Annotated in this window: 19 protein-coding genes and 1 pseudogene; 14 read left to right on the top strand and 6 right to left on the bottom strand. The window is 39.5% G+C overall.

Annotated elements, in window-relative coordinates; all coding sequences use genetic code 11:
- Window positions 1-31 precede the first annotated feature (31 nt).
- From D8991_RS04825 to rny, 6 genes are all read left to right on the top strand, one after another.
- On the top strand, window positions 32-604 hold the full coding sequence (locus D8991_RS04825) for a hypothetical protein (RefSeq protein WP_120489037.1): 573 nt from the start codon (window positions 32-34) through the stop codon (window positions 602-604).
- 3 nt (window positions 605-607) lie between these two features.
- The gene (gene ubiE, locus D8991_RS04820; RefSeq protein ID WP_120489036.1) at window positions 608-1,327 is read left to right on the top strand and encodes a bifunctional demethylmenaquinone methyltransferase/2-methoxy-6-polyprenyl-1,4-benzoquinol methylase UbiE; all 720 of its coding nucleotides are present in this window, start codon (window positions 608-610) and stop codon (window positions 1,325-1,327) included.
- An 11-nt stretch (window positions 1,328-1,338) separates the two neighbouring features.
- The gene (gene porT, locus D8991_RS04815; protein WP_120489035.1) at window positions 1,339-2,085 is read left to right on the top strand and encodes a type IX secretion/gliding motility protein PorT/SprT; all 747 of its coding nucleotides are present in this window, start codon (window positions 1,339-1,341) and stop codon (window positions 2,083-2,085) included.
- 156 nt (window positions 2,086-2,241) lie between these two features.
- A complete protein-coding gene (locus tag D8991_RS04810) occupies window positions 2,242-2,544 on the top strand; it encodes a hypothetical protein (RefSeq protein WP_120489034.1) in 303 nt (100 codons plus the stop codon).
- A gap of 4 nt (window positions 2,545-2,548) precedes the next feature.
- Window positions 2,549-2,830 carry a cell division protein ZapA gene (locus D8991_RS04805; RefSeq protein WP_120489033.1) on the top strand — a complete coding sequence of 94 codons (282 nt, stop codon included), beginning with the start codon at window positions 2,549-2,551 and terminating at the stop codon, window positions 2,828-2,830.
- A 226-nt stretch (window positions 2,831-3,056) separates the two neighbouring features.
- Entirely contained in the window at window positions 3,057-4,622 is a 1,566-nt protein-coding gene (rny, locus tag D8991_RS04800; RefSeq protein WP_185123857.1) for a ribonuclease Y, read from the top strand.
- A gap of 121 nt (window positions 4,623-4,743) precedes the next feature.
- On the opposite strand, the gene D8991_RS04795 is transcribed toward rny, so the two are convergent.
- Complete coding sequence (locus tag D8991_RS04795; RefSeq protein WP_120489031.1) at window positions 4,744-6,486, bottom strand: T9SS type A sorting domain-containing protein; 1,743 nt, start codon at window positions 6,484-6,486, stop codon at window positions 4,744-4,746.
- Between the two features lie 163 nt (window positions 6,487-6,649).
- Window positions 6,650-8,392 (bottom strand): T9SS type A sorting domain-containing protein, encoded by a 1,743-nt coding sequence (locus D8991_RS04790; protein ID WP_120489030.1) that lies wholly within the window; start codon window positions 8,390-8,392, stop codon window positions 6,650-6,652.
- 165 nt (window positions 8,393-8,557) lie between these two features.
- Between D8991_RS04790 and mtgA the strand changes: the two genes are divergently transcribed.
- The 5 genes from mtgA (at window position 8,558) to D8991_RS04765 (ending at window position 14,679) form a co-directional block, all read left to right on the top strand.
- Entirely contained in the window at window positions 8,558-9,223 is a 666-nt protein-coding gene (gene mtgA / locus D8991_RS04785) for a monofunctional biosynthetic peptidoglycan transglycosylase (protein ID WP_120489029.1), read from the top strand.
- A 33-nt stretch (window positions 9,224-9,256) separates the two neighbouring features.
- A complete protein-coding gene (locus D8991_RS04780; protein WP_120489028.1) occupies window positions 9,257-11,029 on the top strand; it encodes an aminopeptidase P family protein in 1,773 nt (590 codons plus the stop codon).
- Between the two features lie 172 nt (window positions 11,030-11,201).
- Entirely contained in the window at window positions 11,202-12,977 is a 1,776-nt protein-coding gene (rpsA, locus tag D8991_RS04775) for a 30S ribosomal protein S1 (RefSeq protein WP_120489027.1), read from the top strand.
- Between the two features lie 316 nt (window positions 12,978-13,293).
- Window positions 13,294-13,716 (top strand): PaaI family thioesterase, encoded by a 423-nt coding sequence (locus D8991_RS04770; RefSeq protein ID WP_120489701.1) that lies wholly within the window; start codon window positions 13,294-13,296, stop codon window positions 13,714-13,716.
- 9 nt (window positions 13,717-13,725) lie between these two features.
- A complete protein-coding gene (locus D8991_RS04765; RefSeq protein WP_120489026.1) occupies window positions 13,726-14,679 on the top strand; it encodes a chorismate-binding protein in 954 nt (317 codons plus the stop codon).
- Window positions 14,680-14,738: 59 nt separating this feature from the next.
- Here the strand turns inward: D8991_RS04765 and dapA are convergent, their stop codons facing one another.
- Window positions 14,739-15,611 (bottom strand): 4-hydroxy-tetrahydrodipicolinate synthase, encoded by an 873-nt coding sequence (gene dapA / locus D8991_RS04760; protein WP_120489025.1) that lies wholly within the window; start codon window positions 15,609-15,611, stop codon window positions 14,739-14,741.
- A gap of 166 nt (window positions 15,612-15,777) precedes the next feature.
- Window positions 15,778-16,443, bottom strand: a pseudogene (locus D8991_RS09015) (OmpA family protein); the annotation flags it as partial.
- 1,565 nt (window positions 16,444-18,008) lie between these two features.
- Here D8991_RS09015 and D8991_RS04750 point away from each other — a divergent pair.
- The gene (locus tag D8991_RS04750) at window positions 18,009-18,989 is read left to right on the top strand and encodes a hypothetical protein (RefSeq protein WP_120489024.1); all 981 of its coding nucleotides are present in this window, start codon (window positions 18,009-18,011) and stop codon (window positions 18,987-18,989) included.
- 103 nt (window positions 18,990-19,092) lie between these two features.
- Window positions 19,093-21,231: a helix-turn-helix domain-containing protein gene (locus D8991_RS04745; protein WP_120489023.1), complete on the top strand. Its 2,139-nt coding sequence runs from the start codon at window positions 19,093-19,095 to the stop codon at window positions 21,229-21,231.
- A gap of 28 nt (window positions 21,232-21,259) precedes the next feature.
- Here D8991_RS04745 and D8991_RS04740 read toward each other — a convergent pair whose 3' ends face one another.
- A complete protein-coding gene (locus tag D8991_RS04740; protein ID WP_120489022.1) occupies window positions 21,260-21,841 on the bottom strand; it encodes an acyl carrier protein phosphodiesterase in 582 nt (193 codons plus the stop codon).
- Window positions 21,842-21,917: 76 nt separating this feature from the next.
- Complete coding sequence (radA, locus tag D8991_RS04735) at window positions 21,918-23,261, bottom strand: DNA repair protein RadA (RefSeq protein ID WP_120489021.1); 1,344 nt, start codon at window positions 23,259-23,261, stop codon at window positions 21,918-21,920.
- Between the two features lie 84 nt (window positions 23,262-23,345).
- On the opposite strand from radA, the gene D8991_RS04730 reads away from it, so the two are divergent.
- Entirely contained in the window at window positions 23,346-25,160 is a 1,815-nt protein-coding gene (locus D8991_RS04730) for a TonB-dependent receptor plug domain-containing protein (protein WP_245957178.1), read from the top strand.
- Window positions 25,161-25,187 lie beyond the last annotated feature (27 nt).

Here is a 25,187-nt window from a genome sequence, read left to right as displayed (position 1 = left end):
TAATTCTTACATTTGCCGAAAGATTTTCTTGATGCTTAAAAAGAATCCATCGGTTTCGGGTTTTATTATCTCAGTGCTTGCTCTAATGGTAGCGTTTGGGATATATTTTTTGTTCTTAGCCAAGAAAAATGAGTATGTGGTAGATAATCCTACGACCAATACCTATTATTTTAAGATTAATGGAGGTGAGGAGAGGATTATTGCAGGGGGGCAGTCCTTGAAAATAGACCTCAGAAGAGGGAAAAACAGAGTGGAGGTATTTGACCAAGATAAGAAACCCCTCTATGACTCCACCTTCCAAGTGGAAAAAGTTCGTGGGCTACTGAATATTTCCCAATCGGATTATTATATCAATCGGCAGTACTATGGCTATGGAGTGGATAGAGACTCCCTCCTTGCAGCACTCCCAAAAACCGAAATAGACGGTAAGAAATACTACGGAAACCCTATACATTTCCATAATCTCTATACTGAGGATTTCTATTATAATGTAGATGAAGACTATGATAAAGTCATTAAAAATATAGACAAATTAGAATCCCGAACCAAGATTTTTAGGAAAGGAGATTTCCTTAATTATTATAATGAATACTATAAATTTTAGACCTTGAAACAAGTAACACCATATAATACCGATAGCAGTAAGAAGCAGCAGGTAGAGGATATGTTTGATAACATAGCCGAGAAATATGATTTCCTGAACCGAACCCTCTCGATGAATATTGATGTATCTTGGAGGAAGAAATTAGTAAAATGGTTGAGTGCCGACCAGCCGAAAACCATCCTTGATGTAGCAACAGGCACGGGAGACCTTGCGATAGCGCTTCAAAGAGGTACGGGGGCAGATATCGTAGGGCTAGACCTCTCCCAACAAATGCTCAATGTAGGAATAGATAAAGTGAAAAGGCTACAGCTGGACGGAAAAATCAAAATGATGAAGGGCGATGCTGAAAATCTACCCTTTGAGGACAATAATTTTGATGCTGTAACCGTTGCTTTTGGAGCAAGAAATTTTGAGAACCTCGAAAAAGGGCTCAACGAGCTGAAAAGAGTAGTAAAACCAGGAGGAAGTGTCTATATACTGGAATTCTCCAAAGTAGAAGGATTTATGAGACCTTTCTATATGTTTTACTTTAAAAATATACTGCCAAGAATCGGTAAAATGGTTTCCAAAGATAGTAGAGCCTATACCTATTTGCCAGACTCCGTACAGGCATTCCCTTACGGAGAGGGAATGAGGAAAATCCTCCTCAACTGTGGCTTTACTACTGTAGTATATAAAAAACTTACGCTCGGTATTGCAACGATATATAAGGCAACGAAGTAATTTTACTCTAAATGAAAAGAAAATTCAGGGTGCTTGCCCTCATCATTACTGCTTTGTTTTCTAATTCAGTAGATGCACAGCTCTTCCGTACAAGGGATAGGATGGACAATCTGGTGGATTTTGATAATCAGAAATTCAGTTGGGGTTTCTTCCTCGCGGGTAATTATTTTGATTACAAAATAGACTTGAACCCTCAGAATGGACTCAATAATAAGAATCAAAACAGAGTACTTTCCAAAGGTTCTGCAAGTTTCGGGGCAGGGCTTATCGGTAAAATGAGGGTGAATGAATATATAGATCTCCGCCTTGAGCCCTCTTTGCAGTTTGTACAAAGGAAATTAACTTTTGATATTAAGGACTTATACCCAAGTGCAGTCACTACAGACCTCGAGAGAGATGTAAAATCTACTTATGTAGATGTGCCATTACTTGTAGAATTTCACGGGAACAGATGGTATAATTCCCGCCCTTATGTAGCTTTAGGGGTGAATTATTTGGGGAATTTGCAGAGTAATGAAAATTCTGAGAGTGATAATCAGCAACAGATTTTCCGTACAAAGACTCATAATTTTGGTTATACGGGAGAGATTGGGATACAGTTCTATTTCAGTAGATTTAAACTTACCCCAGCCGTTAGAGGTACTTTTTTCCTCAATAATGAATTGGTGCCAGACAACCCAGGTACGCCTCCTTATTGGGCGGGGGCAATGGACCACCTTAGCAGTAGAGCATTTATGTTTGTGCTTAAATTTGAGTAGTTTTATATTTTATTATAAATATCATTGGAAGAGAAAATTGACTGCATTTTCTCTTTTTATTTTGGACTAATACTGAATATTTGAATAAAAAAATAAGGTATAAAATGCATTTTTTTTTTACTTTTGCATACAGTTAGAATTATAACCTGATGATATATGCCCAGGGAATTAGGAAATAGTTTTTTGATGTTGGAAAGAAAAATTTTGAAAATGAAGCAGAATTTTCAAAATTTAGATTACGACTACACAGAACTTTCTAAGGAATTTGAGCAAATGAAAAAGAAATATGAAGATGAAAGAAAAAAGAATCAGGAATTGGAAGAAGAGAATAAAAAGATAAAACTTCAAGCGAGTATATCTGGCAATCCAGAGCACAATAGACTGATGAAGAATCATCTCAACCGATTGATTAAAGAAGTGGATTTCTGTATTGCGGAGCTTCAAAATAGCGGATTATAATGTTATGGAAAATAAATCAGTTAACATAAAGGTAGGAGGAAGGTTTTATCCGCTTAGTATACCTTCAGAAGAAGAGGAAATATTGAGAGACTTAGAGAAAAAAGTAGAGGGTATGATTAAAAAATTTGAAGCAAATTATGCTATAAAAGATAAACAAGATGCTTTGGCATTGTGTATCTTACAATTGGGTACCAATGTAGAAGTTAATAAACAGAAATATGACAATATCATCTCAGCCTCTAAAGAGAAAGTAGATCATTTACTTTCACTTTTTGAGGAAGATTAGTGTCATTTATAAAGGAATTGCCTACAATAGTTCTAACACATTAAAGGTAAACTCAACGCTAAACAATTACCGAGTAAAAGTCTATCCTATGGCGTGCTGGTAACCCAGATTACAGAAGATAGAAATAAGCTCAAATCGTGTTGATTAGGAGTTTACTCTCAATCATTGAACTATTGTAGGTTTTTTATGAAATAAGATTAAAAAAAGAGATATAAATAATTGAATTATGATAGAGATAATAGCGGGCATTATTGGCCTTATTGTAGGGGTTGCAGCAGGAATTCTATTTTCCAGAAGCTCCCTTAATTCTAAGGCGAAATTTATGATGGAAGATGCCAGGAAGAATGCAGAAAATTTAGTAGAAAAAGCGACAGTACAAGCAGAAGCAATCAAGAAAGAGAAACAACTACAAGCCAAAGAAAAGTTTTTAGAATTAAAATCTCAGCACGATGCAGATATTCAAGCTCGTGAAAAGAAAATCCAAGAGATAGAAAAGAGAGCAAAAGAAAAAGAACAGAAGCTGGTAGATGAGCTTTCTAAAACCAGCAAATTGGAAAAAGACCTTGAGAAGCAAATTTCTGATTATACTAAAAAGCATGAGATTGTAGAAAAGAAGCAAGCTGAGCTCAACGCTATTACGGCGCAGAAAGTGGAGATTTTAGAGAAAATTTCTAATTATTCAGCAGAGGAAGCTAGAGCCGAACTTGTAGAATCTCTCAAATCTGAAGCTAAAACAAGAGCCCAAGCTCATGTACAGAGTATAATGGAGGAAGCGCAGATGAATGCCAAGAACGAGGCAAGGAAAATTGTAATCCAAACCATTCAAAGAATAGGAGCCGAACAGGCTATTGAGAATTCAGTTTCTGTTTTTAATATAGAATCTGATGAAGTAAAAGGACGAATCATCGGTAGGGAAGGACGAAATATCCGTGCTCTTGAAGCAGCTACGGGGGTAGAAATCATCGTAGATGATACCCCAGAAGCCATCCTTTTATCCTGCTTTGACCCTGTCAGAAGAGAGATTGCAAGGCTTTCTATCCACAGGCTCGTAACCGATGGCAGGATACACCCCGCAAGGATTGAAGAAGTGGTGGAGAAAACCAGAAAACATATCGAAGAGGAAATTATAGAAGTCGGTAAAAGGACGATTATAGACCTCGGTATCCACGGGCTACACCCAGAGCTTGTGAAAATCGTCGGTAGGATGAAGTACCGTTCATCTTACGGTCAAAACCTCCTACAACACTCCCGAGAGGTCGCAAATATTGCTGCAACTATGGCTGCCGAGCTCGGTCTGAATGTAAAATTAGCCAAAAGAGCAGGTCTCCTTCACGATATTGGGAAAGTTCCAGAGCAGGAATCCGAACTTCCGCACGCCCTACTCGGTATGCAGTGGGCAGAGAAGTACGGCGAGCATCCAGAGGTTCTCAACGCTATCGGTGCGCACCACGATGAGATTGAAATGACTTCACTTTTATCGCCTATCGTCCAAGTTGCCGATGCTATTTCAGGGGCAAGACCAGGTGCCAGAAGACAGGTTCTCGAGTCTTATATCCAAAGGTTAAAAGACCTTGAGGCTGCTGCCCTCAGCTTCGATGGAGTATCCAGTGCCTACGCGATACAAGCAGGTAGGGAGCTCAGAGTAATCGTGGAAAGCGGTAAAGTAAATGATGAAGTAGCAGCACAACTCTCTTATGATATCTCTGAGAAAATCCAAAACGAGCTGACCTATCCTGGTCAGGTGAAAGTTACCGTTATCAGGGAAACAAGAGCGGTAAATATAGCGAGGTAATGTATTTTTAATGCTATAATAATAGAAAGAGTTCCAAAATTTTGGAACTCTTTCTATTATCACTAATAAAAAACAGACTGCCAATTTCAGCAGTCTGTTTAAGAATATATGTCCTATAAAATTAATTTTTAATAATCTTCTGATTGATATTCTCTCCATTTTGAAGTTGGATGTTGATGATATAAACACCGCTTTCTAATGCAGATAAATCTATCTCTTTACCAAGCAGACTACCTTCTTGTACCGTTTGTCCTAGCATATTGGTTAGTCTATAAGATTTTACCTTAGCATCTGTGCTGATGTTGAGAATATCTTTCACTGGGTTAGGATAGAGTGCATTGTGTTTTATATCCCTATCATCTACTGATAGATCAGAAACTACTTGTTCTTTGGAGCTATCGGATAGTACTTTTGAGGCATCGATAGATTTTATACTCCAATAAATAGTATTTGGAAGAGCATCTTTTTTTAAGTACCAGCTTGGAGTGGTTACTTGATACTTGGCAATGTCTGATTTACCCGACTCGCTGCCTACACTTATTTCATATCTGAGGGCTTTTTCTGGGGTTTTATCATCTGAAGCCTCACTCCATTCAAAAACAACTCTATCATCTTTTACAGTTGCGGAGAGATTTTTAGGAGGCTTAGGTTTTTGGTTAGGCTCAGTTTCCTTGTTTTTAAATAGCTTACTGAAAAGAGGATTATCATCGAGTTTCCAGTCAAAGCCAGTAGCGATAATGTCAAGGTGATTATCATTATTATAATCTACAAGCTCAATACCGCCATTACTTCCTAAGTGGTAGAGATCGGTGTCATCAAATTTGGAGAATTTATTTTCTTTGGGGTTGTATATAAATACATTAATGTTTGGAACATAGTGAGAGTTTGCATCTTTAGCATTACCGATAATAATAAAGTCGTAATAGCCATCATTATTAAGGTCTCCTACATCTATTGATGCCATTTCTATACCTTCGCCGAGTATTTCAGATTCTGTAAAGTTACCATTACCGTCATTCCAAAGCACTACGAGTTGTTCTGTATATTTATTGTTTCTACCTGAAATCACCATATCTAGAAATCCATCGGCATTGAAGTCTGCAAAAGCTACATCTCCTGATATTAAGCCTATGTGTTCGGAATGGAATTCCATCGTCTTCCCATTATTTTTATAGACATAGAAGCTAAATTTATTCTTAGCATCAACTCCCGTTACTACAGCATCGAGTTCATTATCATTATTGAAATCAAATGCCTTCATTTTTCCATTTTGGCTTCCTGATATCCAGTTCTCCTGTTTCGTGAAACCAGATTTAGTGTTTGTGTATAAATCTACATACTTAGTAAATCCTACTCCAGGTATATATCGTATTCCGTTTAAGGAATAATCCATTCTACCATCGTGGTTAAAGTCAAATACATCTATATTTCCGAAGATTTTTCCAGGCAGATTATCCACTAATTCGAATGAAGTCCCATTATTCTTGAAACGATAATGTCTATAATCAACTACATTTTTATAGCTAAGCCCAGTATCTATAATATCCAAGAGCCCATCATTATCAAAATCTATGAATTTTACCGAACTTAAATGCACAGGATAATCCTCAATAACCTGAGCAAGTTCAAAAACACCGTTATTGTTTTTGTAGAGTTCATTAATAGTAGTATCCACCTTGCCATTACCGTCCGTATCCAGTGCGCCGGCAAAGAATACATCTTTATATCCGTCATTATTATAATCCCCGACGGCTATTGAGGAGTAATAAGAGTTCTTAAATGGTGAAGGGGTTACTTCTTCAAACACCTGAGCTTTCATACCGATGAAAGCCAACAATCCAATTGAGCAATAGAATTTTTTCATTGTAATTTTTATTTAGAATTTATACAAAAATAAGGATATATATAGAGTCTCCAAAAAACCGAATATGATTTTTATCATATAATGGGCTGAATAAGATTTTATTAATAAAAAAAAAGACTGCTGATTTCAGCAGTCTTTTTAAGAATATTAGAGTTTTATGAAATTAATTTTTAATAATTTTCTGATTGATATTCTCTCCATTTTGAAGCTGGATATCAATGATGTAGATTCCGCTTTCTAATACAGATAAGTCAATCTCTTTACCAGATAGGCTGCCTTCTTTTACCGTTTGTCCTAACATATTGGTAAGTTTATAAGATTTCACCTTAGCATCTGTGCTGATGTTGAGAATATCTTTCACAGGGTTAGGATAGAGTGCCTTGTGCTTTATATCCCTGTCATCTACAGATAGGTCATAAGCCACTTGCTCTTTGGAACTTACAGATAATACTTTGGATGCGTCAATAGATTTTATACTCCAATAAATGGTATTTGGCAGGTTTTCTTTTTTCAAATACCAACTTGGGGTGGTTACTTCATATTTGGCGATGTCTGATTTTCCAGATTCGCTTCCTACGCTTATTTCATATCTGAGAGCTTTTTCCGGGGTTTTATCATCCGAAGCTCCGCTCCACTCAAATACAACTCTGTCATCTTTTACTGTTGCAGAGAGGTTTTTAGGCGGATTAGGCTTTTCGTTAGGTTTGGTTTCCTTGTTCTTAAATAACTTACTGAAAAGGGGTGTATCAGGGAGTTTCCAGTCAAAGCCAGTAGCAATGATATCGAGGTGGTTATCATTATTATAATCTACGAGTTCAATACTGCCATTACTGCCTAAGTGATAGATATCAGTATCATCAAATTTGGAGAAATTATTTCCTTTAGGGTCGTATATAAATACATTAATGTTTGGAACATAGCGGGAGTTTGCATCTTTAGCGTTACCAATGATAATAAAGTCGTAGTAGCCATCATTATTAAGGTCTCCTACATCTATTGAAGCCATTTCTAAACCTTCATTAGGAATTTCAGATTCTGTAAAGTTGCCATTACCGTCGTTCCAAAGGACTATTAGGTGGGAGTCATGATTGCTATCCTTACCAGATACTACGATGTCTAAGAATCCATCAGCATTAAAGTCTGCGAAGGTTACATCTCCCGATATTAAGCCTTTTTGCTCGGAATGGAGCTCCATTTTTTTTCCATTATTTTTGTAAATAAAGAAGCTGAAATTATTCTTATTATCTACTCCTGTTACTACGGCATCGAGTTCATTATCATTATTGAAATCAAACGCTTTCATTTTTCCGTTCTGGCTTCCCAATATCCAATTTTCCTCTTTTGTAAATCCAGATTTACTGTTTGTGTATAAATCTACATACTTAGTAAATCCCACACCTTGCACATATCTTACTCCATTTAAGGAATAGTCCATTTTACCATCGTGGTTAAAATCAAATACATCTATATTTCCATAAATTTTACCTGGGAGATTATCGACTAATTCAAAAGAACTTCCATTATTCTTGAAGCGATAATGCCTGTAATCAACTACATTTTTATAGCTAAGCCCAGTATCTATAATATCTAAAAGTCCATCGTTATCGAAGTCTATAAATTTAACCGAACTTAAATGCACAGGATAATCTTCAATAACTTGGGCAAGCTCGAAAACTCCATTATTGTTTTTGTAGAGTTCATTAATAGTGGTATCTACATCATTGTCATTATCAGTATCTAATGCACCTGCGAAGAATACATCTTTATATCCGTCATTATTATAATCCCCGACGGCTATTGAGGAGTAATAAGAGTTCTTAAATGGTGAAGGGGTTACTTCTTCAAACACCTGAGCTTTCATACCGATGAAAGCCAACAATCCAATTGAGCAATAGATTTTTTTCATTGTAATTTTTATTTAGAATTTGTACAAAAATAAGAATATCCATAAAGTTCTCAAAAAATCGAATATGATTTTTATCACATACTAAGCTAAATAAGATGTGAAATTCTTTTTTGAAAGACGAGATTTTTTCGTTTTTTTGCATTGCTTTAAATCCTTCATAATAATATGTGGAAAACCCTCAAAAGATTAATCCTCATCCTCATTCTGGCGAATATTCTCTTTATCGTTTGGGGTAGGTTTTTTAATCCGCCCATTACCATTACCCAAATCGGAGGGTATTTAGACTACGGAAAGCTCCAGCGCGAGTATATCCCCTACGATGAAATGGGCGAGAATATAAAAAAAGCTGTGATTGCCTCCGAAGACCAGAATTTTTTTGTACATCAAGGCTTTGATTTCAAAGCAATAGAGCGAGCGATGAAGTTTAATGAGAAATCTACCTCAGGAAAGATGCAGGGCGGGAGCACCATCTCCCAACAGACGGCAAAGAATGTCTTCCTCTGGCAAGGAAGAAGCTGGCTGAGAAAAGGTCTGGAAGCAATCTATACCTTTATTATAGAAAGAGTTTGGACGAAGGAAATCATCCTCGAAAGGTATCTGAACTCAATAGAAATGGGGCAAGGGGTCTTCGGCATCGAGGCAGCGGCAGATTATTATTTTCATAAGCCGGCGAAGAATTTATCCAAAAGCGAAGCCGCGTGGATAGCGGCAGTACTCCCCAATCCCAAAAAATACGACCCAAAGAACCCGACCAAAAAACTCAACAAAAAACATAAGTGGATAATGCAGCAGATGAACCACATCTCATTGTTCCCAAATAAAGGTAAATAACTTATTTCTAATGATACTAAAAAATCTATTATAATGAATACAACAGAAAAAATCTCAGTACTGCGTACAAAAATGCGAGACAATAATGTAGATGCGTTTATCGTATTCTCTGCCGACCCTCATATGAGCGAATACCTCCCACACGAGTGGCAAGAAAGAGCGTGGGTATCGGGCTTTACGGGCTCTGCGGGTTTTGTGGTCTTCACCCGAGATAAAGCTGGGCTTTGGACGGATGGAAGGTACTTCACCCAAGCGGGAGTAGAGCTGAAGGATACCGGAATCACCCTGATGAAAGATGGAGTAGAAGGCACCCCAAACTACATCGACTGGATTCTCGAGAATATTCCGCAGGGCGGTAAGGTAGCCGTAAACGCACTAGCGACATCCCACGCAAACTGGGAGCAAATCTCCTCCAAGCTACAGAATGGCGGTGCATCGCTCATCCACCTCCCCCTCATTGATGAAATATGGCACGATAGACCGGCTCCATCTAAAAACAAAGTCTTCACACAACCCGTAGAGAGGGCTGGGAAGTCCGTACAAGACAAGCTCTCCACCATTAGAGCAAAAGTACAGGAAGCCGGAGCTACGGCGCATATTATTTCCAGCCTCGATGATGTCGCTTGGACGCTCAACCTCCGAGGAAGCGATGTGAATGCAAATCCTGTATTCTTAGGATACATCTACCTCAGTTTGAATGATGCGGTGCTGTTCGTAGATTTAGAAAAACTGGAAACCGATGCTAAGGAACAGCTCGATAAATCGGGCGTAAAAGCGGTTTCTTATCACGATTTCTTCCATTTCCTCTCGGGAATTGATGGGGAGAAAATTCTCATCTCGCCTAATACCAATCAGCTCGTATTTGAAGCACTAAAAGCTAAAAATACCTTCATAAAAGCAGCAGTGCCAGGAAATCTGATGAAAGCCCAAAAGAATGAAACAGAATTGGAAGGCTTCCGTATCGCAATGGAGAAAGATGGCGTTGCGATGGTAAAATTCCTCCACTGGCTTACTCATAACGCAGGGAAAATCGAGATGAATGAATACAGCATAGGAGAAAAACTCACCTCCCTAAGAGCTGAGCAAGAGAATTTCGTAGGAGTGAGCTTTGATAGTATTATCGGTTATAAAGAAAATGGTGCAATTATCCATTATTCAGCAAAATCTGAGGGGAGTAAGGAAATAACCAACTCTGGGACAATATTAGTGGATTCTGGGGGACAATACTTAGAAGGCACGACAGATATCACGCGAACTTTTGCCTTAGGAAATGATGTATCCCAAGATTTTAAAATAAATTATACCCTTGTACTCAAAGGAATGATAAACCTCTCTATGGTGAAGTTCCCTAAAGGGACGAGAGGCGTACAGCTCGATGCCTTTGCAAGGCTCCCTCTTTGGCAGGCTGGGAAGGACTACAACCACGGTACAGGGCACGGTGTAGGTAGTTTTATGAATGTACACGAAGGTCCTCAAAATATTAGGAAAGACCTTAACCCCGTAGAGCTAATGCCAGGTATGGTGGTGTCTAACGAGCCTGGCTTCTATCTAGTAGGAGAATATGGTATTCGTTTGGAAAACCTCATCGCAGTAAGAGAAGTTGAAACTACAGATTTCGGTGTGTTCTACGGCTTTGAAACCCTTACCATTTGTCCATTCTTCAAAGATGTTATCATAAGAGAACTCCTCTCCGAAGAAGAAATTCAGTGGCTGAATAATTACCACAAACTCTGCGAAGAAAAACTCTCTAAACACCTCGATGGGGAAGTAAAAGACTGGTTCCTCCAACTTGTACAACCTTTGTAGGGAAATAATTTTGAATTAAAAGTATAATTATCAATTATTTTTAATACTTTTGCACCGCTTTTTTGCAGTAGAGGTTTGGAAAGCGAATGAATTATAATTAACATCTTCCTGAGTTTTTAAACTGTAAATCATCAAACCATTAGAAACTAAGGAATACAAAATTTATTTTTTTATGTCTGAATTGACAAACAAAGAAGAGGTTCTAATGAACCAAAATGTGGCACCTGAACAATTTGATTGGGATTCTTTTGAATCTGGTCTTGATGCAGAAGCAAGAAAAGAGAAATCTGATCTTGAAGAAATCTACAAAGGCTCTTTAAACGACCTTGAAGACAATGATGTTTTAGTAGGTAAAGTTGTAAGACTTACAGACAAAGAAGCGATTGTAGACATCAATTTCAAATCCGAAGGTGTTATCTCTCTTAACGAATTCCGTTACAATGCTGGCCTTAAAGTAGGCGATGAAGTAGAAGTAATGGTAGATAGAAGAGAAGACAAAACAGGGCAGCTTCAGCTTTCTCACAAAAAAGCAAGAACGCTTAGAGCGTGGGATAAAGTAAATGAACTGCACCAGTCTGGCGAGGTTGTAAATGGTTTTGTGAAATCAAGAACAAAAGGAGGTATGATTGTAGATGTACACGGTATTGAAGCCTTCTTGCCTGGTTCCCAAATCGATGTTAAGCCTATTAAAGACTATGATCAGTTTGTAGGAAAAACAATGGAATTCAAAGTGGTGAAGATTAACCCTGAGTTCAAAAATGTTGTAGTTTCCCACAAAGCTCTTATCGAAGCTGATATCGAAGATCAGAAAAAAGAAATCATCGCTCAGCTAGAAAAAGGTCAAGTTCTTGAAGGAACTGTTAAAAACATCACTTCTTACGGTGTGTTTATAGACCTTGGCGGAGTAGATGGTCTTATCCATATCACTGACCTTTCTTGGTCAAGAGTAAATCATCCGACAGAAATCTTGGAAGATGGTCAAACGGTAAAAGTGGTTATCCTCGATTTCGATGATGAGAAAACAAGAATCCAGTTGGGTATGAAGCAGCTTGAGCCACACCCTTGGGAAGCTCTTGATGCTAACTTGAAAGTAGGAGACAAAGTAAAAGGTAAAGTAGTAGTTCTTGCAGATTATGGTGCATTCGTAGAGATTGCTCCAGGTGTAGAAGGGCTTATCCATGTATCTGAAATGTCTTGGTCTACCCACCTTAGAAGCGCTGGAGATTTCGTAAAAGTAGGAGATGAAGTAGAAGCTGAAATCCTTACCCTCGACAGAGATGAAAGAAAAATCTCTCTTGGTATTAAGCAATTAACCAATGACCCTTGGGCAGATATTGAAGCTAAGTATCCAGTAGGTTCTAAGCACAATGGTGCTGTAAGAAACTTCACAAACTTTGGTGTATTTGTAGAGTTGGAAGAGGGTATCGATGGTCTTGTATATATCTCTGACCTTTCTTGGACTAAGAAAATCAAGCATCCATCAGAGTTCTGCTCCGTAGGAGATAAAATGGATGTAGTAGTTCTCGAGCTTGATAAAGAAGCAAGAAGAATCTCTCTTGGTCATAAGCAGCTTACAGAAAACCCTTGGGATGTATTCGAGACTAAATATGCAGAAGGTACTGTACACTCTGGTGTAGCTCTTGATGTATTTGATAAAGGTGCTCAAGTACAGTTTGAAGATGCCGAAGTAGAAGCATTCTGCCCTTCAAGATTGTTAGAAAAAGAAGATGGTTCTAAAATCAAAAAAGGAGAAACGGCAGACTTCAAAGTGATAGAATTCAATAAAGAATTCAAGAGAGTAGTGGTTTCTCACACAGGAATCTTCCGTGAAGAAGAAAGAAAGAATGTGAAAGACGCAGCAGCTAAATCTTCTTCCGAAGAGAAAACAACCCTCGGAGACATCGATGCTCTTGCAGAGCTTAAAAAGAAAATGGAAGAAGGGAAATAATCTCCCACCCATTTCTAAAATATAAATCACCCCAAGATTGGGGTGTTTTTTTTTATCTCCCTACTCGCGTGGCCCCTTGCAGGGAGCGCACTTAGCCGCAATTATCCCCCGAGCCACAGCGTGGCAGGCACTTATATCCTTACAAGGTGTCGGTACTCCCCCGACAGGTGTAGGAACTCCTCCTACACATTTTTTTAATATCCTACCTGTTGATGAGGGAAGGTTTCTGCATAAAAATCATTTCAAACAGATTACTGCTAAAAGCCAGAAGCCAATAGCCAGCAACAAAATCATTACTTTTGCAAAAAGAATAGTAATGGACGAAGAAAACAAAAAAGAGATTCTAGAAAGGCTCAACAATTGGGGCACCGAAACCCTTGCAAAAACACTCGGAATCGTATTTACAGATGTTAGTGAGGACTCGCTTTCGGCTACAATGCCCGTAAACCCCAAAATTCACCAGCCGTATGGTATCTTGCACGGCGGCGCAAGCGTGGCACTGGCAGAGACCTTAGGCTCCTGCCTCTCTTTCCTTAGCATAGACCCAGAGAAGTTTTATCCTGTGGGCACGAATATCAATAGCAACCACCTCAGACCCAAGAAAGAAGGCACCGTTACAGGTAGGGCAACCTTTATCCGAAAGGGGCGAACGATGCACATTTCCCAGATTGAAATTCGAGATGAGCAAGGCAAGCTCATCAACCATACGACGATGACCAATACCATCCTCTCACACTAAACCACCGCAATGCTCGTATTTAGAATGCCGTTTGAGGCTCGCTTTCTTAGCACAGACCTTTTCGGGGAGGAGTCTCTCGTGAGCTTTTCCTCTTTTGATTTATCCGAAACCCTCAGCTTCAAAGGAAATATTAAAGAAATTCCTCTTGATGAAGTGGGGCAGCTGCCTTTCATCCTTCCCGAAAATAATGATGAAGCAGGGGAGAGCAGGGAGGAATATTTTGATAAACTCAGCCAAACGATTCAGGTGATTAATGCTCATCAACTGCCCAAGCTCGTCATCGCAAGGCGAAAAATCATCAATATTAATGAGGTGGATATCCCGCAAACTCTTAAAAACTTAGCAGAATTTTATCCTTCGGCATTCGTCTATGCCTTTCAGCACAAAGGAGGTGTGTGGATGGGGGCATTCTCTGAAGTTTTAGGAAAGTACGATAAGAAATCCCACCTCTTTGAGACGATGAGCCTTGCGGGAACCCTCCCCGTAGAAGAAAGCTGGACGAAGAAGGAAATCGAAGAGCAAAAGCCCGTGAGCAGCTATATCCACAATATCTTGAGCCGCTATGCTCAGGAAGTGAGAACTTCAGAGACCTATGATTTCGTATCAGGGAATATCAAGCACCTGAGGACAGATTTCAGCATAAAGATAGAGGAGAGCTCCCTCGATGATGTAATTAATGACCTCCACCCTACGCCTGCCGTCTGCGGCATCCCGAAGGACTTCTGTAAAGAGAAAATCCGAGAGATAGAGGGCTTTGATAGGGAATTTTATGCGGGATACTCCAAAGTGGAGATAGATGAAAAGATTTACTATTTCGTGAATTTGCGCTGTGGGAAGTTTTATAAGAACTCGGCAGTGCTCTTCGTTGGTGGGGGGATTACCCGTATGAGCAGCCCAGAGAAAGAGTGGCGAGAAACCGAGCTGAAATCCCAAGCCTTAGGGCGAAACATTACAACCTTATAAATAAAAAAGTGAAAGCCTTTTATCTGCTTTCACTTTTTATTTCTTTAGATGGCGGAGGGTTAGAGGTTCTTCATTTCAGCTTTGATTCTTTCCTCTAAGTCTTTAGAGGCTTTTACAAGGGGGAGCCTCAGCACATTTTTTATAAGCCCCATCTCTGCGAGTACTGTTTTTATCCCCACTGGATTGCCTTCTGCAAAAATCAGTCGGGTGATTTCTACTAATGAATTGTGGATGGCATAGGCATCATCTACTCTCCTTTCAAAAGCGAGCTTCAGCATATCGGAGAACTGCTTAGGGTAGGCTTGCCCAATCACAGAAATCACTCCACTTCCCCCAGCTAAGGTTACAGGGAGGGTAAATTCATCATCCCCAGAGAGTAGGCTAAACCCAGCAGGCTTTTTCCTTAGGATATCAAAATACTGGGCGATGTTAGGCGCCGCTTCTTTTATAATGGAAAGGTTAGTGAAATCTTTTGCTAACCTTAGGGTGGTAGATGCCTCTACATTCTGCCCCGTTCTGCTAGGTACATTATAGATAATGATTTGCTTGCCTGTTTCTGCCAAAGCTCTATAATGCTGATAAATCCCCTCTTGGTTGGGTTTGTTATAATATGGCGATACCGAAAGCACTGCCTCAAAAGCACTGAGGTTGGTTTCCTCTATCTGTTTCTTTACCTCAGCGGTATTATTCCCACCAATACCCAGCACGAGTGGTAATCTACCATTATTAACCTTTATAATATGCTCGGTAACCTGCTTTTTCTCCTCTTTGGATAGGGTAGCAGCCTCTGCCGTAGTTCCTAAAACCACAAGGAAATCACAGCCATTTGCAATATTATACTCTACAAGACGAGTAAGCGAACTAAAATCTACTGATAAATCTTCATTGAAAGGTGTTACAAGAGCTACACCAAGACCTTTTAAACTTTTCATAACGGAAATAATTAGAATGCCAAATTTAAAGTTTTTTATTTTCTAACAGGGCAGTTTGATGATTTTTTTAGGCTTTATTTTTTTTATAATTGAGATGGAAAAATATACAAAACAAGGCTACTTAGAATTCTAAGTAGCCTTATCAATAATATAGTTATGAAAGAAATTATTTCTTCTTCTTAGGAGCAACTTTCCTTACCTGTGCTTTCTTAGCAGGAGCTTTTCCTTTTGCAGAAGTAGCTACTTTTTTCTTAGCTACGGGTACATCTGACTTGGATAGAGCTTCCCACTCACTTCCCGTGATGTGGAGAACTTCTACTCTTCTGTCTTTTTGTCGTTCCGCATCACTTGCTGTTGCTGGTACAGTAGCTTCTTTAGAGCCCATACCTTTAGATTTTAATTGATCTGCTGGTACTCCTCTCTCTTCAAGAGCTTGTACTACTGCTGCTGCTCGCTCTCTTGAAAGTTTCAAGTTGTAAGCTTCGTTACCTTTTTTATCGGTATGCCCCACAAGAAGATAAGTACCTCCTTTAGAATCTTTGATAATCTTAGCTGCAGTATCTAATTTCTTATTAGATTCTGGGTTGATGGTAGCTTTACCAAAGTTGAACAAGATATCTTTCAGAGCAAGAGTAACTTCTTTAGCTACAGTTTCGTGAGCTTTCGGACAACCTTGATTGCTCGCTAAACCAGGTACGGTAGGGCATTTATCATCTTTATCGAGTACGCCATCGCCGTCTGTATCTGGCCAAGGGCAGCCTTGGTTCTCTGCTGGACCAGCCTCATAAGGACATCTATCTTTATTGTCTACTATACCATCACCATCAGAATCTACTTCTCGTACAGGTTCTGCTGGTACAACTTCAGGTTCTGCTGTTTTTTTCCTACCAAGCGAGAAGTTCAATCCAGCATATACATTAGCACCTTTTGCATCAGTAAAGAGTACTTTTATATCATCAGAGCCTACAGATAGAGGACCAACTCTAAAGGCTAAACCTGGTTTAAAATCACTGTTATCTAATTGATATGTAAGTGGTACAGAAACATCAAACCACTTGCTTTCCCATCTTGGTGCCAAGCTCACAGAGCTATTATAATGTACAGAATTTGCTCCTTTTTCGGCCAAGTTTACCAATGCATTTGCACTAACAAAAAATTTCTTAGTAAATGCATAATCAGCATAAGCTGTTACATGAGTAGGTAGATCAGATTTAAATTCTTGATTTGCAGTTTTAGTAACTGTAAGCCCTTTAGATTGTAAGTAATTTACGGTAGAATTAACATCTGCAAGATTAAATTCAAGAGGATTAATACCTGAACCATTACCTTGAACGGTATATTTGGTTATATCTTTATAGGTAATAGAACCCAAATCATGGATGGCAGCTCCCAATTTAAAAGCATAAGGCTTTTCGGAGTTATTTCCTTTAAATACTGCCTCTGCACCAAAGTTTCCGCCTACAGCTGTAGAACCAGAGCTGAAATCATACATATCACCAATAGAAGTAGCTATGCTTCCCAGAGGGTTGCTTATACTACCTCCAGAAGGCACATTGGTATAGAATTCCCAATTGGCACTATTTACATCAAATGTAGAGGTATTTGTAGTACTGTTATAGTTATAATCAAGGTTGTAGTTGTTAGATTTGAAGTTGTTGAGTTTTAAACCTCTGTATAATTTTACGCCAGCACCTAATGTTAATCTGAATTTATCATTATTAATAACAGAATAAGCACCACTCACGCCTAAGTCTGAAAGAGAGCTTGCCGTAAAGCCACCTGCTGAGTTACTCAAAAGCCCTGTTGCAGAAGTAGTTCCCCTATTGCTATTTACGATATTAACGAAATCAGAAGTCAGGTTATCAGACTGACCAAAGGTTCTCAGCCTGCTACTCACTCCAAAGCCCAGCCTGTCATTCACGGTAAATTGTAATGATGGACCTAATACTTCACCTACATAAAGCGTAGAAACTAAATTTTGATTTTCCTTAGAAGCAATATTTCCAAAGTTATTCAGGTTCATATTCCTAAATGCTTCAATGCTGCTGAACTTGTAGAGATCATTATCCACAAGCCCATTTACACTAAGGAAATTCATAGAGAATACATACTTGTTTCCTGCCAGTTTAGCTGGGTTGTACTGGCTACCATACACGCCAGAATAATTACTATTGCTCAGTCCTAAATACTTCTGAGCGGATAGCTGATGAGCGGAAAGCATACCTAAAAGTAAACCCGCTACTGCGATTTTTTTTCTCATTTTAAAATATTTAATTAAAAAACACTTCTCCCTCCCTTCAATTTAAGTGCCAATGTCTAAAAATTAGTTAAAATATTTAATTAAAAAACCGATTTCTTTTATAAGGTTTATAGTTATCTTTGTACAAATTTATATTTATGAAAAAGATTATACTATTATTTATTCCCTTTTTGGGATTTACACAAAAGGTTGTTCCTATAAAGTTCAATTCAAACTTAGTAGACCCTACAGAGAAGGTATCCACTTTGTATTATAAAGATGTAAGGGAAAACAAAAAATTAGCGGTTATTAATTTTAAGAAAGAAGATTATCAAATGGTGCTTGACCAAAGTTTTGGAATAGCTATAGAAAAGCGATTTAAAGAAGATAATCCTGATGGAGAAGGAAGAGAATTATTATTACTTTTAGAAAAATTTGAGGTTTTTGAAGGAAAAGCAGGTGAAAAAACTGTGGCTGATGCTCGCATACAGGCTGCCACCTTTGAGAAGAAAGGAGATTTATACTATTACATAAAAAGTATTAATAAAGATATTGGTGAGCAACAGCAGCAAGCAGGAAAGACTCCTAAAACAATGTCTCTTTTTGTAGGACGGGATATTTCAGCTTTAATGAAAACTTCCTATAAAGCAAAAAACATAAGCAGTATTGGTATTTCAGAGATAGAACTTCCAAATTATAGGACTAAACTTACACAAAGTTTGCCTGCCTATACTCAATCTTTAAAAGATGGAATATATTTATCGGGTGAAGATTTTTTTAATCAATTACCAAAGGAAGGTTATGTATTAGAAAGAAATGATAAAGGTAAAATTACCCAGGCAAAATCTAATAAAGATAAGGTAAGTGTACGAAAAATATTTGCTTATGTAGAAGATAACAAAGCCTATCTAAATACTATATCTGGCTTTTTACCATTAGAAAAAGATGAAAAAGGATTTTACTTAGTTAGTAATCGTGGAGAATTGGAATATGTTCCCGTAGATAGTACTTATGGTATGTTTGGTTTGATAGGAGGTATTGTAGCTACAATAGATCAAAATGATAGACAAAAAAAAGCAAAGCAACAGGAAAAATATAATATATACATAGATGCATTAACCTATAAGTTTATTTATTAATGCTCTATTTGGTTTTTAAAATTTTTATACAGCTGTTTTTTGCAGCTGTTTTTTTTATAAATAATATAAAATTAATATTTAAAAAATAGCTACTTTTGAGGCTATGAATCAGCAGGAGTCCATTTTTCAGCTTATAGAGCATACGAATAGAAGCATCTTCCTGACGGGAAAGGCAGGCACAGGGAAGACAACTTTCCTCAATAATTTTGTGCAAAAGACACGGAAAAAACACATTATCGTAGCACCTACGGGGATTGCAGCGATTAATGCAGGTGGGGTAACCATTCACTCTATGTTTGGGCTCCCATTGCGAACCTTTGTGCCAACTTCCGAGCGGATAGATCAAAACCTGGCAAATAATATCGCAGACCTTACCCATCATTTCAAGTATAGAAAAGATAAGCTCAAGCTCTTCCGCGAGTTGGAAATTATTATTATAGATGAAGTCTCTATGCTTCGTGCCGATGTTCTAGATATGATGGACTTCTCACTACGCTTTACCCGAAGGAGTACCAAACCTTTCGGAGGAGTACAGATGCTTTTTATAGGCGACCTATACCAGCTACCCCCAGTGGTGAGAGACGAGAATATCCTGATGCAGTACTACGATTCGAGTTTCTTTTTCAGTAGCCTTGCCCTTCAGCAGCTCCCCCTCATCACCGTAGAGCTCACGAAAATCTATCGGCAGACGGATGAAGTATTCGTCAATCTCCTCAATACCATACGAGATGGAGAGCGGGAAAAAATAGATTTCAACCTGCTAAATGAGCGTTATGACCCCGATTTTGAACCTACAAAAGAATCCTTTGTCTATCTCACTTCCCACAATAGAATGGCGGACGAGGTCAATAGGAAAAAACTCTCCGAGCTCGGAGGTAAAAGTTATTTCTATGGAGCGAGAGTAGTGGGAGATTTTAAGGAAACTCAATACCCGAATGATGTTGAGATAGAGCTAAGAGTAGGTGCACAAGTAATGTTCATACGAAATGATACAAGTGGAGACAAAAGATACTATAACGGAAAGCTGGCACAGGTAACCCGCCTTGCAGAGGATGAGGTTTGGGTGAGGCTGGAAGACAGCGATGAGGAATTTAAACTCCGAACCGAAAGCTGGGAGCAGAAAGCCTATTCATTAGATGCCGAAAAAAACATTGTGGAAGATGTGCTGGGCAGCTTCGAGCAGTACCCGATACGCCTCGCTTGGGCGGTTACCATACACAAATCTCAGGGGCTCACTTTCGATAGGGTGATTGTAGATGCTGGCAAGTCCTTTACCTCTGGACAGGTCTATGTAGCTCTCTCCAGATGCCGTACTTTGGAGGGCATCGTCCTCAAATCCAAGATAACTCCCGAGATTATTTTTGCCAATTACCAAGTAGACAACTTCCAATACGCCACTAATGCTAATGAGCGGATAGAGGAAATCCTCGAATCTGAAAAGTACGATTATGCGATAAATAAAATGCTGATGAGCATAGACTCCCATTGGTTACAAGAGCAGTTGGAGCGCTGGTATTCAGTTGCCATTACCAGCAAGAATCTGGATAAAGACAAGGCAAAAACCCTTTATCATATCATTAACCAAGAGAATAAAAACCTCATCCAGATTTATACAAAGTTTGAGAAAATAGTTTTGCAGAAGCTCCAAAAGTTCATCTATGGAGAGATACTTTGGCAGGAGATAGAGAGCAAGGCAAAAGGAGCAGTTAATTTCTTTTTTACCACCATTTATTCCAAAATCTTTGAGGAGCTCAAGCAGTTCTATGCAGAAACCAAAGGCGTAAAAGGGCTAAAACTCTACAATGAGGAGATAAGAATTTTAATAGATGATTTAGAAGACTATTTGAATGATTTAAAACAGATACGCCTCCTTGAAACGAAGCTCTTTGAGGAAAAGAACGAGGTGAAAGTTTCCAAGAAAATTGCTAAAATCCCTACCCATATCATCACTTACCAACTCTTCGAGGCTGAGAAGAGTATTCCAGAAATAGTTAAGGAGAGAGGATTAGCAATCAGTACTATATACGGACATCTTGCAAAATTTGCCGAGCAAGGCGTTTTGGATATTGGGAGAATCGTGACTCAAGAGAAGCTCCTCCTTTTCGAGCAGGAATTTCATAAGCCCACTCATCCCACCACGCTCACCGATTGGAAAAAAATCCTCCCTCCCGAATTTGAGTTCCATGAAATCCGACTATTGATTAATCATTTCAGCTATAGCACAGCACACCTTAGTAAGTGAGGTGTTTATTAATTAAATATTCTGCCTACTACGGTTTAAAGTCTAAAACAACCACAGTTGCTCTTAATTCTGGGAAGAAGGCATCATAGCAGGATTGGAGGAAAGGTTTTTCTTTTAAGAAAGCATCAAAGATGGGGAGGGATTTATCGAGGTATTTCGCTTTGTTGAGCACATTTTGCAGGCTGTGCTTCATCCCCCAATCCGTACGGTAGTTGTAGAGCCAGTCGTCCTTCTCCATATAATGGAGCACAGTCTTAAAGTTCTCTGGAAAGAGGTAAAGGTAGTTTCGGAGGGTGGCGTAGGTGGCTTGTGAATGGGCTTTCCATTCGGTTGTGGAGAGGATTTTTGGGTCATTGGCGAGGAAGTAATCCATCGCTACATCTACAAAAGCCCCAGCATAGAGCCTCGTGAGTGGGGCAAATACTTTTTTAGCCTCTATAATAGCGGGGTGGGTGTCGGTAAAAGAATCAATAGCCCTGTGCCTGCGGATGCCGTCCTGTATGCCTTCGGGCAAGAGGTGGCGGTCTCGGTTTCGGATATAGTCGTTCAAGAACTGCCCTACGAGCTGCTCCTCCGTTTCATTGAGGTAAGAATGTGCTAAGTAATTCACTTTAATTTGCTTTAGGCGGTAGGCAATAAGCAGTAGGCTTTTGCAGGATAAATATTAATAAGAATAAGCCCATCGGTTAAAAAAGCAGTTCTACGAAATCCTCTATTTTGCCTACTTCTTCTATCTTGATGCCGTATTTCTTTTTGGAAATTTTATTGAGGGAGGAGACAAAAATTTTCTCATACCCTAACTTTTCGGCTTCGGAGATGCGCTGCTCTATCTGAGAAACAGGGCGAATTTCTCCACTAAGACCAATCTCTCCCGCAAAGCAATAGCGCTCGGAGATGGCAATATCCTCATTACTGGAAAGGATAGAGGCGATAACGGCAAGGTCAAGAGCGGGGTCATCGGTTTTAATGCCTCCCGTAATGTTGAGGAAAACATCTTTCGCTCCGAGCTGGAAGCCCGCGCGCTTTTCTAAAACGGCGAGGAGCATATTCAGCCTCTTGGCATCAAAACCCGTACTGCTCCGCTGTGGCGTGCCATAGACTGCTGTGCTCACCAATGCTTGAATCTCCAGAAGCATCGGCCGGTTCCCCTCCAAAGTTACAGCAATAGCATTGCCCGAAAGCTCTTCTAATTTCTTGGTAATAAGGATTTGCGATGGGTTTTTAATCTCTTTCAGCCCTTGAGAAATCATTTCATAGATACCAATCTCGGAGGTAGAACCGAAACGGTTTTTATTCGCCCTGAGGAGACGGAAAAGGTGGTTCCTATCACCATCAAAGTTGAGGACTACATCTACCATATGCTCTAAAACCTTTGGACCCGCAATCTGACCGTCCTTCGTGATATGCCCCACGAGGAAAACGGGGGTATTATTCTCCTTTGCGTACTTTATAATCTCATTAGAACATTCTCGGATTTGAGATACCGAACCTGCCGAACTCTCTATCTCCGCCGAATGAAGGGTCTGAATGGAGTCTATAATCATAAAGTCGGGCTGGAGTTTCTTTGCCTCGTAGATGATTTTCTCTATGGAAGTCTCGGTGAAGAGATAGCAGTTCGGGTTTTGAAGTTCCGTAAGCCTGTCTGCCCTCATTTTGATTTGCGAAGCGCTTTCTTCCCCCGATACATAGAGGATTCTCTTCTTCATTTTGAGTGCCAGCTGAAGCAGTAAAGTAGATTTACCAATGCCGGGCTCCCCACCGATAAGGGTAACCGAGCCGAGAACAATGCCTCCACCAAGCACCCTGTTGAGCTCCTCAGAAGGGGTTTTAATGCGAGGCTCTTCACTGGTTTCTACCTCAATAATATTGATGATGTGCTGCTTAGTTTTGGGAAGGATGGACTTTGATTTCTTCTCCACAACCTCTTCTACTATCGTATTCCACTCACCGCAGTTCTGGCACTGCCCAAGCCATTTGGAGTACTGCATACCACAGTTCTGACAGAAATAAGAAGTTTTAAGTTTCGCCATTGGGAAAGGGGTTAATGCCTGCAAAGATAAATCTTGGAAAAGAAATTTTATTACATTTGCCCCGTTTAATTGAAAAAATCAACCGTGAAAAAGACTTTTTTAAGCGTATTAATGCTCGCAGCAGCGGTATCTTTCGCTCAGGAAGATACCAAAGAAGTAGAAGAAGTATCCATACAGGGGAAATTCCTCAGCACTCCCTACCAGAAGATTGTAGAGAATATAGAAGTGATTTCTAAAAAGGAGATCGAGAACTCCCCTGCTCAAAGCATAGACGACCTGCTTCAGCAGTTCTCCGGATTAGATATCCGTAAGCGAGGAGCGAATGGCGTACAATCCGATATATCCCTTCGTGGGGGTACTTTTGATCAGGTATTAATCCTCGTTAATGGTATTCCGATGAATGATGCTCAAACGGGGCATAATGTAATGAATCTCCCGATAGACCTCTCGGCAATAGAAAAAATAGAGATTGTGAAAGGCCCAGCAGCAAGGAGATTCGGAAATAATGCCTATGCTGGGGCTATTAACATCATTACAAAACCGTCTGCGGAGGAAAAAGTAAAGATAAAAGCAGAGGGAGGAGACTTCCAGACCTATGCGTTGGGGGTGGTTTCCTCGTTTGGAGGGGATAAATTCCAGAACTTGCTCCAAGCTACCTCCACAGGTTCGCAAGGTTATAAGCACAATACCGACTATACCGTGAGGAATGTTTTCTACCAAGGGAAAATCCCTCTCAATAATGGGAACTTTGGCGTACAAGCAGGCTTCTCCGAGAAAAAATTCGGAGCAAATGGTTTCTATGCGAGCAGAAAGGCTACCGAGCAGTATGAAGAAGTCCAAACCTCGCTCGTGAGCTTTAATTATGCACAGAAGTTTCAGCACTTTGCTCTTAATTCATCGGTGTACTGGCGTAGGGGGCAGGATATGTACCTCTATAACCGACAAAAGCCCGAGATCTACCGAAATATGCACATCACCCATAATATCGGGGGTACGCTCAATGCCAGCTATCAGTGGCTGCTCGGTACTACGGGCTTGGGTACGGAGGTGAGAAACGAGGGAATTGTCTCCAACAACTTAGGCGAGAGAGACCGATTTATCACCCAAGTATTCTTTGAGCATAATTTCTCTTTCTTTAATGATAATTTAAAGATTACACCAGGGGTTACTTGGGCTAAATACTCCTCCGTAGGAGATTATTTCTATCCTGGGGTAGATATAGGTTTTAGGTTTAATCCTCACCATAAAATATACGGTAATATTGCGAAGGTGCACCGCGTACCTACCTTTACCGACCTCTATTATAAGAGCAAAACAGAGGAAGGAAATCCAGATTTAAAGTCAGAATCTGCCCTTTCTGCCGAGGTAGGCTATGCCTTTCAGATGAAGAATTTTAGTTTTAAGGTGAGCGGCTTCGGTAGAGATACCGATAATATGATTGATTGGAATTTTGAGACCCTCGATAATAAATGGCACAGCCAAAATTTGGTTGCCACCCGAGTTACAGGCTTTGAAGCCAGCTCCGAGCTGAGCCTTCCATTCATTAATACCACTTTTGGGCTTAGCTATACCTACCTTAACAATGAGCTGAAATCCGATAAGGTTTCCGATAAATCCAAATACATTTTAGAAAACCTGAGGCACCAGCTCGTAGCAAGGATGGAGAACCGAGTTTTGGGCAATTTCTACAGCCAAACTATTTACCGCTACCAAGACAGGCAGATGGGGGGCTACAGCATCAATACCCTTGATGAAAAGCTCAGCTATAGGAAAAACGGTTTTGAAACCTATATAGTAATCAACAACCTTACAAATAATAAATACACCGATGCCTTCGGTATAGAAATGCCAGGCCGATGGTTTCATATCGGGGTGAGTTATACAATAGGGATTAACTAATAGAGACAAAAAAACAGCGCCTTATAG

This window comes from Bergeyella cardium, from assembly GCF_003614945.1.
GTDB classification, from domain to species: Bacteria; Bacteroidota; Bacteroidia; order Flavobacteriales; family Weeksellaceae; genus Bergeyella_A; species Bergeyella_A cardium.
Note: the sequence above shows the minus strand (reverse complement) of the source record. Positions and strands in the feature narration are given on the sequence as shown.